Origin of the sequence: Micromonospora sp. KC721, from assembly GCF_004348355.1 — a bacterium.
In the GTDB taxonomy this organism is placed as follows: domain Bacteria; phylum Actinomycetota; class Actinomycetes; order Mycobacteriales; family Micromonosporaceae; genus Micromonospora.
In genome coordinates, this window is record NZ_SMJY01000060.1 from 17,985 (window position 1) to 28,130 (window position 10,146).

General features: G+C 75.6%; 5 protein-coding genes and 1 pseudogene. 5 read left to right on the forward strand and 1 reads right to left on the reverse strand.

All coding sequences use genetic code 11. The features are described 5' to 3' along the window. Positions 1-114: 114 nt before the first annotated feature. Positions 115-4,782 carry an ATP-dependent helicase gene (locus E1182_RS13195; protein ID WP_243706200.1) on the forward strand — a complete coding sequence of 1,556 codons (4,668 nt, stop codon included), beginning with the start codon at positions 115-117 and terminating at the stop codon, positions 4,780-4,782. Between the two features lie 123 nt (positions 4,783-4,905). Here the strand turns inward: E1182_RS13195 and E1182_RS13200 are convergent, their stop codons facing one another. After that, positions 4,906-5,451 (reverse strand): hypothetical protein, encoded by a 546-nt coding sequence (locus E1182_RS13200; protein ID WP_132264609.1) that lies wholly within the window; start codon positions 5,449-5,451, stop codon positions 4,906-4,908. A gap of 324 nt (positions 5,452-5,775) precedes the next feature. Between E1182_RS13200 and E1182_RS13205 the strand changes: the two genes are divergently transcribed. From E1182_RS13205 to E1182_RS13220, 4 genes and pseudogenes are all read left to right on the forward strand, one after another. Then, the gene (locus E1182_RS13205) at positions 5,776-6,570 is read left to right on the forward strand and encodes an S-adenosyl-l-methionine hydroxide adenosyltransferase family protein (RefSeq protein ID WP_132264612.1); all 795 of its coding nucleotides are present in this window, start codon (positions 5,776-5,778) and stop codon (positions 6,568-6,570) included. A 79-nt stretch (positions 6,571-6,649) separates the two neighbouring features. Beyond that, complete coding sequence (locus tag E1182_RS13210; protein ID WP_132264614.1) at positions 6,650-6,892, forward strand: CPCC family cysteine-rich protein; 243 nt, start codon at positions 6,650-6,652, stop codon at positions 6,890-6,892. 151 nt (positions 6,893-7,043) lie between these two features. Then, the gene (locus tag E1182_RS13215; RefSeq protein WP_132264617.1) at positions 7,044-7,847 is read left to right on the forward strand and encodes a zinc finger domain-containing protein; all 804 of its coding nucleotides are present in this window, start codon (positions 7,044-7,046) and stop codon (positions 7,845-7,847) included. 168 nt (positions 7,848-8,015) lie between these two features. Continuing rightward, positions 8,016-10,146, forward strand: a pseudogene (locus tag E1182_RS13220) (hypothetical protein); the annotation flags it as partial.

A 10,146-nucleotide genomic window follows, 5' to 3' on the forward strand; every position in this document is an offset into this window, starting at 1 on the left:
ACCAGTTACGGCGGACTTAACGGTCTCGTACCTGATCTTTCGAATGAGAACCGCTGCTGTACCGACAGCGTCCGGGCCGGTGGGGATGTCACACCGAGCAGGCAGGATGGTGCCATGAGCGACCAGGCAGGTACCGGCAGGGCGGGCCCCGATCAGGCGGGCGCAGCCTCCGGGCCCGATGTGCTGGCCGGGTTCGGCGCGGCGACCAGGGAGTGGTTCCGTGCCGCCTTCGCCACGCCCACCGCCGCCCAGATCGGCGCCTGGCGTTCGATCTCCGCCGGCCGGCATGCCCTGGTCGTCGCCCCGACCGGGTCCGGCAAGACCCTGGCCGCGTTCCTCTGGTCGCTGGACCGGCTGGCCGGCCAGCCGGCACCGGCCGAGGCACGACACCGCTGCCGGGTGCTCTACGTCAGCCCGCTCAAGGCCCTCGCGGTCGACGTCGAGCGCAACCTGCGGGCTCCCCTCGCGGGTATCCGGCAGGCCGCCACCCGGCTGGGCGTCGCCCCACCGGAGATCACCGTCGGCATGCGTACCGGCGACACTCCCGCCGACGAACGCCGCGCCTTCGCCCGCACCCCGCCGGACATCCTCATCACCACCCCGGAGTCGCTCTTCCTGCTGCTCACCTCCGCCGCACGCGACTCCCTGCGCGGTGTGGAGACGGTGATCGTCGACGAGGTGCACGCGGTCGCCGGGACGAAGCGCGGCGCCCACCTGGCGCTCTCCCTGGAACGCCTCGACGAGCTGCTGGACCGTCCCGCGCAGCGGATCGGCCTGTCCGCCACCGTCCGGCCGATCGACGCCTGCGCCCGCTTCCTGGGCGGCACCCGCCCGGTCGACGTGGTGCAACCGGCCATCGCCAAGACCATCGAGGTGAGTGTCCAGGTCCCGGTGGAGGACATGACCCGCCTCGACGAACAGGAGCAACCCGAGGACGAGCCGGGCGGCCTCGGCCCGCGCCGCGCCTCGATCTGGCCGGCCGTCGAGGAGCGGGTCTTCTCCCTGATCCGGGCGCACCGCTCGACCATCGTCTTCACCAACTCCCGGCGCAGCGCGGAACGGCTCTGTGCCCGGCTCAACGAACTGGCCGCCGAGGAACTGGCCGCCACCCCGGGCGGGCAGCCCCCGGGCGCGCACGGCGGCGGCCCGGACCACGTTGCGGCGGATCACCTCCGCGTCGAGCCGGTAGGCGCCGGCCGGGTGCCGGCGCAGGTGATGGCGCAGTCCGGCGGGGCGGTCGGCGCCGCACCGGTGATCGCCCGGGCACACCACGGCAGCGTCTCCCGGGAGGAACGCAAGCACATCGAAGAGGCCCTCAAGTCCGGGCTGCTGCCCGCCGTGGTCGCCACCTCCAGCCTGGAGCTCGGCATCGACATGGGCGCGGTCGACCTGGTGGTCCAGATCGAGGCGCCGCCCAGCGTCGCCGCCGGCCTGCAACGCGTCGGCCGGGCCGGGCACCAGGTCGGCGCGGTGTCCCGGGGCGTGGTCTTCCCCAAGCACCGGGGCGACCTGCTCTCCTGCGCGGTGGTCGCCGAGCGGATGGCCACCGGTGCCATCGAGGAGCTGCACTACCCCCGCAACCCGCTCGACGTCCTGGCCCAGCAGGTCGTCGCCATGGTGGCCCTCGACCCGTGGCGGGTCGGCGACCTGGCGGCGCTGGTGCGCCGCGCCGCTCCCTTCGCCGAGCTGCCCGACTCGGCGCTGCACGCCGTACTGGACATGCTCTCCGGGCGTTACCCGTCGACCGCCTTCGCCGAGCTGCGCCCCCGGCTGGTCTGGGACCGCGCCACCGACGTGCTCACCGGCCGCCCCGGCGCCCAGCGGCTCGCCGTGACCAGCGGCGGCACCATCCCCGACCGGGGGCTGTTCGGGGTCTTTCTGGCCGGCGCGGAACGCGCCGCCCGGGTCGGCGAACTCGACGAGGAGATGGTCTACGAGTCCCGGGTGGGTGACGTCTTCCTGCTCGGGTCCTCGTCCTGGCGGATCGAGGAGATCACTCCCGACCGGGTGCTGGTCTCCCCCGCCCCGGGCCAGGCCGCTCGGATGCCGTTCTGGAAGGGCGACCAGCTCGGTCGGCCGGTGGAGCTGGGTCGGGCCATCGGCGCCCGGATGCGTGCCCTGCTGCGCCACGGCGACGACGAGGCGGTCGCCGCGCTGCGCGCCGGCGGCCTGGACGACTGGGCCGCCGGCAACCTGCTGGCGTACCTGCGCGAGCAGCAGGCCGCCACCCGGTCCCTGCCCGACGACCGTACCGTCATCGTCGAGCGGTTCCGCGACGAGCTGGGCGACTGGCGACTCGCCGTGCACAGCGTGCTCGGCGCACGGGTCAACGGGCCCTGGGCGCTGGCGATCGGTCGCCGGCTCACCGAACGGTACGGGGTGGACGCCCAGGTGATGCCGTCGGACGACGGGATCGTGGTGCGCCTGCCCGACACCGCCGACAGCCCGCCCGGCGCCGACGTGGTGGTCTTCGACCCTGACGAGATCAGCCAACTGGTGGAGGAGTCGGTCGGCACCTCCGCGCTGTTCGCGTCCCGGTTCCGCGAGTGCGCGGCCCGGTCCCTGCTGCTGCCCCGCCGTGACCCGCGCCGCCGCCAGCCGCTCTGGCAGCAGCGCCAACGCGCCGCCCAACTGCTCGACGTCGCCCGCGAGTACGCCGACTTCCCGGTCACCCTGGAAGCCGCCCGGGAATGCCTCCAGGACGTCTTCGACCAGCCGGCCCTGGCCCAGCACATGCGCGATCTGGCCGCCCGCCGGGTGCGGCTGGTCGAGGTGGAGACCGAACGTCCCTCGCCGTTCGCCCGCTCGCTGCTCTTCGGGTACGTCGGCGCGTTCCTGTACGAGGGCGACGCGCCCCTGGCGGAGCGACGCGCCGCCGCGCTGGCGCTGGACTCCGCCCTGCTCGGCGAACTGCTCGGCCGGGTCGACCTGCGGGAACTACTCGACCCGGCGGTGCTGGCCGAGACGGAACGGCAGGTGCGCTGGCGCACCGAGCAGCGCCGCCCCCGAGACGCCGAGGACGTCGTCGAGCTGCTCCGGGTCGTCGGCGACCTCACCGAGGCGGAGCTGGCCGATCGGGGCGTACCGGCGGCGTGGCTCACCGAGCTGGCCGCGGCCCGCCGGGTACTGCGGGTCCGCATCGCCGGGGAGGAACGCTGGGTCATCGTCGAGGACGCCGCCCGGCTGCGCGACGCGCTCGGCGTGGCGCTGCCCGTGGGGGTCGCCGAGGCGTACCTCGCCCCGGTGGCTGACCCGCTCGGCGACCTGGTCGCCCGGTACGCCCGTACCCACGGGCCGTTCGCCGCAGCGACCTGCGCCGCCCGGTTCGGGCTCGGCGTCTTCGTGGTCGAGCAGGCGCTACGCCGGCTCGCCGCCAACGGCCGGGTGGTCTCGGGTGAGTTCGCGCCGGACACCGTCGGCACCCAGTGGTGCGACGCCGAGGTGCTGCGGCTGCTGCGCCGACGCAGCCTCGCCGCGCTGCGCCGGGAGATCGAGCCGGTGCCGCCGAGGGCGCTGGCCGCCTTCCTGCCCCGCTGGCAGCAGGTCGGCTCGTCCGCCCGGGGGGTGGACGCCCTGGCCGTCGCCGTCGAACAGCTCCAGGGGGCGAGGGTGCCCGCGTCCGCGCTGGAACGGCTCGTCCTGCCAGCCCGGGTCGCCGACTACTCCCCCGCCCAGCTCGATGAGCTGTGCGCCAGCGGCGAGGTGCTCTGGGCCGGCTCCGGCGCCATCTCCGGCGGGGACGGCTGGGTCACCCTGGCGTACGCGGACGCCGCCGGGCTGCTGCTGCCGCCACCGGATGACGCGCTGGCGCTCACCCCGCTGCACACCGCGGTGCTCGACGCGCTCGCCGACGGGCAGGCGCTGTTCTTCCGCGCCCTGTCGGACCGGGTGGGCGGCCCCGACGACGCGGCGCTGATCGCCGCCGTGTGGGATCTGCTCTGGGCCGGTCACCTCACCAACGACACGCTCGCCCCGCTGCGGGCGGTGCTCGGCGGCGGCGGGGCGCACCGGTCCCGGCCGTCCGCCCCGCGTACCCGGCACCGGCGTCCCGGCCGGATGGCGCTGCCCAGCCGCGGCGGCCCGCCCACCGTGGCCGGTCGCTGGTCGCGGCTGCCGGAGCGGGACACCGACCCGACCCGGCGGGCCGCGGCCCTGGCCGACGTGCTGCTGGAGCGGCACGGGGTGGTGACCCGTGGCGCGGTGGTCGCCGAGCAGGTGACCGGCGGGTTCGCCGCGGTCTACCCGGTGCTGTCCGCACTGGAGGAACGCGGGGCGGCCCGGCGCGGCTACTTCGTGGAGGGGCTGGGAGCGGCCCAGTTCGCGGTGCCCGGGGCGGTGGACCGGATCCGGGCCCTCGCCGACCCGGCCGACGGGGGGCGCGGTCGGGGCGGCGCGACGCTGGTGCTCGCCGCCACCGACCCGGCCAACCCGTACGGTGCCGCGCTGCCGTGGCCGGAACGGGTGGTCGACTCCGGCGACGGTGCCGTCCCGGCCGGCGGGCACCGGGCCGGGCGCAAGGCCGGTGCGCTGGTGGTGCTGGTCGGCGGTGACCTGGTGCTCTACGTCGAGCGGGGCGGGCGGACGATTCTCTCCTTCACCAACGACGGCGACGCGTTGGCTGCCGCGGGCAAGGCGCTGGCCGACGCGGTTCACTCCGGGGCGCTCGGCGCGATGTCGGTGGAACGCGCCGACGGCGAGGCGGTGCGCTCCTCGCCGCTGCGCGACGCGCTCACCGCCGCGGGTTTCCGGGCCACCCCGCGCGGGCTACGGCTACGCGGCTGACCGGCGCCGGGGGCCGGCGCCGCCCTCGGCCCGGGGCCGCAACCCCGGCCCGAGCCGCCACACCCGGCCTGCGGCCGGCCCCGGTCGGGCCGACCCACGCTGCCGGAGCCGGGCGGTGCCGGCTCAGCCCAGCTTGGCCAGGACGTCGTTGTAGCGTTTGCGCTCCGCGCCGCCGGTCTTCGTGCCGGCGTAGCTGAGCACCACGGCCCCCTCCCGGTAGGCGTCGGCACCCCAGACGTCGCTCTGGTTGCTGGCATTCGCCTCGTCCGGGAAGACGTAGACCCGGACCGCGTCGGTGACCAGCAGTTCGGCGCAGCCGAGACCGGCTCCGTCGGGTCCACAGTCGGCGCTGCGGTCGCGCACGTTCGTCACCGTCAGCCCGGCGGCCTTGAACGCGTCGACCACCTTGCGCGCGGCCGGCGCGGCCGGGTCCCGCTTCGGCATGGTGAACGGCGGCGTCGACGGGCTCTCCGTCGGCCGGCGGGCTCCCCGGCCCCCGGCCGGGCTCTCCTGCGGCGCCTCCGCGGGCGCGGCCTCGGCGGTGGCCGGCGTCGGGGAACCGTTGGCCCACGAGGGGTCCCCCGGTTCGGGGTCGTCACCACAGGCGGTGAGCCCGAGGCCGACCAGGAGCAGCACGGTGATCGTCTGGGCACGAGGGTGTTTTGTCACCCGGAAAGTCTGCCCGGTGACGCCCCGGCCCGTCACCCTACGGTCGGCCATGTCCCTGCTGCGGGCGGCGTCGAGCCGTTGGACCTTGCTGGCCCGCAGCGCCGCGAGGGTCGGTGATGGCCGGCAGCGGATCCGGGTACCGGAATCCGGCGCTGGTCATGCAGGAAGTGCCCCTGGCAGCGGCGGGCAGGCGTCGAAGCGGTTCCCCTTGCCGGTCCGGCACCCCGCCGGTGCGCCCGGGAGCCGGCCGCCCGCGCGGTGCCACACTTCGCGGGCGGCCCGGCGTGGGTCATGCCGATGTCCGGAATGGCCTAGCCTTCGGGCATGACCCCGACCGCCTGGATTTCGCTGACCACCGACTACGGGCTCACCGACGGCTTCGTGGCCGCCTGCCACGGGGTCGTCGCGAGGCTGGCCCCGGCGGTACGGGTGATCGACGTGACCCACCTGGTGGCCCCCGCGGACGTCCGGCGCGGCGCCGCGGTGCTCGCCCAGACCGTGCCGTTCCTGCCGTACGGCGTACACGTCGGCGTGGTCGACCCGGGGGTCGGCACCTCCCGGCGCGGCGTCGCCCTGGTGACGCCGGGCGGGCTGCTGGTCGGGCCGGACAACGGCCTGTTGTTGCCGGCCGCCGCCGCGCTGGGTGGGGTGAGCGCGGCGGTCGAGCTGACCAACCCGGACTGGCTGGCCCCGACGGTGTCACCCACCTTCCACGGCCGGGACGTCTTCGCCCCGGTGGCGGCCCGGCTCGCGCTGGGCGGGCCGCCGGCCGAGGCCGGGCGGGCCGTCGACCCGGCAACCCTGGTACGCCTGCCCGAGCCGGTCCTGCGCCGCGAGGCCGACGGGTTCGCCGCCGAGGTGCTCACCGTCGACCACTTCGGCAACGTGCAACTCGCCGCCGGGGCCGGCCTGCTCGACACGCTGCCCGGCGAGCCGCGCGTCGCCGGTCGTCCGGCCGTACGCGGGCGCACCTTCGGCGACGCGCCGCACGGCGCGCTGGTGCTCTACGTGGACGCCGCCGGCCTGCTGGCGGTGGCGGTGAACCGGGGGCGGGCCGTCGACCTGCTCGGGGTCGGCCCGGGCGACCTGGTCCGGGTGACCGGTACGCCGACCGGCTGACCGGCACCACGGAGCCGCCGTCGCAGGGGCCGACCACCCCCGCCGTGCGCGCGTCTCCGATGTGGAAAGCTTGCTTCCCGTGGGTGAGCTCTGGGTTCCGGCGGCCTGTCCCTGCTGCGCGTCCCGGACCGGTGGGGGCACCTGCCCGGTCTGTTTCTGGACCGACGACGGGCAGGGTGACGCCGACGCCGACGAGGTGCGCGGCGGGCCGAACGGTGAGTTGAGCCTGACCCACGCCCGGCTGAACTTCGCCGTGTACGGCGCCAGTCACCCCCGCTACCAGGACATGGTCCGCCCGCCCCGCCCGGACGAGCGTCCCTGACCGCAGCCCCGACCTGACCCGGGCCGCCGACCGGTCTGGACCGCCCTGCTCAGATCTGCCCGATTAATGGGGCACTATCCCGTGATCTGCGGAAAGGATCGCACAAAAGGCGACACATGCGAGTTCTGCTCGGGCGAGGGAGGATGGTGGTATGCCCGAAGGTGACACCGTCTGGAACACCGCCCGCGTGCTGCACCGCGCGCTGGCGGGAGCGCGGCTGAGCGGAAGCGACCTGCGGGTGCCGCAGTTGGCCACCACCGACCTGGCCGGTTGGACGGTCCGCGACTGCGTCAGCCGGGGTAAGCACCTGCTGCTTCGGCTGGCCGCGCCGCCGGATGTCCCCGCTGCCGCACCCCTGACCCTGCACTCGCACCTGCGGATGGACGGGACCTGGCGGACCTATGCCCCGGGGGAGCGCTGGACCGGGCGGCCGGCGCACCTGATCCGGGTGGTGCTGCGCAGCGCCGGGGCCGTGGCCGTCGGCTATCACCTGCACGACCTGGCGCTGGTGCCGACCACCGAGGAGCAGTCCCTGGTCGGACACCTCGGCCCGGACCTGCTCGGGCCGGACTGGGATCCGGCCGAGGCGGTCCGTCGGCTCGCCGCGCACCCGGACGCCACCATCGGCGAGGCCGTGCTGGACCAGCGCAACCTGGCCGGGGTGGGCAACCTCTACGCCTGCGAGCTGCTCTTCCTGCGCGGCGTCTCGCCGTGGACCCCGGTACGCGACGTGCCCGACCTGGCCGGCACGGTGGCTCTGGCACAGCGGCTGCTGGCCGCCAACCGGGGCCGGTGGACGCAGAGCACCACCGGCTCGCTGCACCGGGGGCGGACCAGCCACGTGTACGGCCGGCGCGGGCAGCCGTGCCATCGCTGCGGGACCGCGATCCACAAGGCGGAACTCGGCGAGCGGGTGACCTACTGGTGCCCGGCCTGCCAGCCCGCACCCCGTTGACCGTGGAACTTCCACGAACCGGCAAGTTTCCCCGAGATCAGGACGAACAGGTACTTCCATCCCCGCCCCGACCGTCGCATGCTGCGGTGAACCGCTCACCGATCGTCAACAGCGGGCACGCCCACCACGCCGGGGTGGCGGCCGTACCCGCCCGTCCCGGGGAGAGCCATGGCCCTGTTCCGCATGTTCCGGCCGGGCTGGACCGGCCGTGCCGCCCGGAGCACCTCACGCCACACCCCGACCGTGCCCGCCGCCCGGGTCGCCGAGCCGGTGCCCGCCCCCGCGCCGGCCAGCCTCGACCCGGCCGCTCTGCCGCGCTGCTTCGGCACGGTGCCGAACCACGCGCACAGCCCGCTGCCCACCCTCGACGCGGACGGGCAGGTGGTGCCGGGCACCGGCATCCGCAAGTTCGTCGACCCGCTGCCGCTGCCGGGCCCGGCCGCCCGCACCGGAGGGGACCGGCAGCTACCCGTCGCGGCGCCCGACACCACCCGCTACCCGGGCTGCGACTACTACGAGATCGGGCTCGCCGAGTACACCCAACGGCTGCACCGCGACCTGCCCGCCACCCGGCTGCGCGGCTACCGCCAGCTCAACCTCGGCACCGACCCGGACGGACACAACACGGTCGTCGCCCCGGAGCGGCCGTACCACCTCGGGCCGATGATCATCGCTCGGCGCGGGCGGCCGGTCCGGATCACGTTCATCAACCAGCTCCCCACCGGCCGGGCCGGGGAACTCTTCCTGCCCGTCGACGGCACACTGGACGGCGCCGGCGGCGGGCCGCTGGACGGACCGGCCCCGTACCCGCAGAACCGCGCCGTGCTCCACCTGGCCGGCGCACAGACCGGCTGGATCAGCGCCGGCAACCCGTGGCAGTGGGTGACCCCGGCGGGTGAGATCACCCCGTACCCGACGGGCCCCGGCCTGGCCCACGTGCCGGACATGCCACCCCCCGGCGCGGGCGCCACCACCCTGTACTTCCCCAACGAGCAGAGCGGCCGGCTGATGTGGCTGCACGACAACACCCTCGGTCTGTCCCGGCTGACCGTCTACTCCGGGCAGCTCGCGCTCTACCTGCTCACCGACCCCGCCGAGGAACGGCTGGTGGCCGACGGGGTGCTCCCCGCCGACCAGTTCCCGCTGGTGATCCAGGACAAGACCTTCGTGCCCGACGACGCCCAACTCGCCGCCCAGGACCCCACCTGGGACCGGGACCGGTGGGGCGCCCGCGGCAGCCTCTGGCACCCGCACGTCTACCAGCCACGCCAGGACCCGTACCGGGAGTCGGGGCGCAACCCGACCGGCCGCTGGGACTACGGCCCGTGGACCGCCGAGGTCGGGGACGCGGTCGCGGTCGGACCGGTGCCGAACCCGCACCACGACCCGGTCGCCGCGCCGGAGGAACCGCCGCAGGTGCCGGGGCTGCCGCACCCGAGCGCGGTTCCCGCCGCGTACGGCGACACCCCGCTGGTCAACGGCGTCGCGTACCCGTACCTGACGGTCGAGCCGAAGGCGTACCGGTTTCGGATCCTCAACGCCTGCGCCGACCGCAGCCTCAACCTGGCGATCTACCGGGCCCGCTCGGACGGCCCGATGTGGCGGCCCGACGGCACCCTGGCCGACGCCGGGGCGGGCGAGGTGCCGATGGTGGAGGCGGTCCGGGCGGCCGGCCGCCCGACGGACTGGCCGGTGGACGGCCGCGACGGCGGCGTCCCCGACCCCGCGGCCGCCGGCCCCCGCATGATCCAGATCGGCAACGAGTGCGGGCTGCTGCCCGCCCCGGTGGTGGTGCCGCACCGTCCGGTCGGCTACCGGTACGACCGGCGTGACCCCACGGTGCTCAACGTGGACGGCCACGCGTTGCTGCTCGCCCCGGGCGAGCGGGCCGACGTGGTGGTCGACTTCTCCACCGTCCCGCCCGGCGGCACGCTGATCCTCCACAACGACGCCCCGGCCCCGCTGCCCTGCTTCGATCCCCGGTACGACCAGCACACCGGTGCCGGGGGCCGTCGCGCCGAGGGCGGGCCCCCCGGCACCCACCCCGGGTACGGCCCGAACACCCGTACCCTGTTGCAGTTCCGGGTGGCCGGCACCCCGGCCGCCCCGTACGACCTCACCCGGCTCGCCGAACGCCTGCCCGGGGCGTACGCGGCCAGCCAACGCCCGCCGATCGTGCCGCAGCCGGAGTACGACCCCGCCTTCGCCACCCGTACCGGCCGGCGGACCGTGGTGCCGGCGCACGCGGTGACGGCGCGTTTCGTCCCGCCCGGGGCGACCCCCCCGGTCACCCTGCCGA